General features: G+C 42.9%; 1 protein-coding gene. It reads right to left on the bottom strand.

What is annotated here, in order from left to right; translation table 11 throughout:
- Positions 1-238, bottom strand: a 238-nt coding sequence (locus H3V04_RS10040) for a hypothetical protein (RefSeq protein ID WP_198188558.1), incomplete at both ends; no start/stop codon positions are given.

Here is a 238-nt window from a genome sequence, read left to right as displayed (position 1 = left end):
ATCCACTTGGAAAAGCTGCCAATTCATCAATATAAGTCCTGTTCCAGTTCGCTCTTAGCAGTGACACGTTTCCTATATTAACCTGTGATGCAAAAGGATCTGCTCTTGTGGCTTTATCTCCGGTTTCCCTGACAGCCTCAATTTTATAACCTGAAAGGATTTTTGCATAATATTGCGCTTGTGCCACACCGGCCTGTCCTGGGTCTTGTGGGATAACAATCTTAACATCATAACCATC

The organism is Bifidobacterium sp. M0353 (assembly GCF_016100645.1).
Taxonomy (GTDB): Bacteria; Actinomycetota; Actinomycetes; order Actinomycetales; family Bifidobacteriaceae; genus Bombiscardovia; species Bombiscardovia choladohabitans.
Note: the sequence above shows the minus strand (reverse complement) of the source record. Positions and strands in the feature narration are given on the sequence as shown.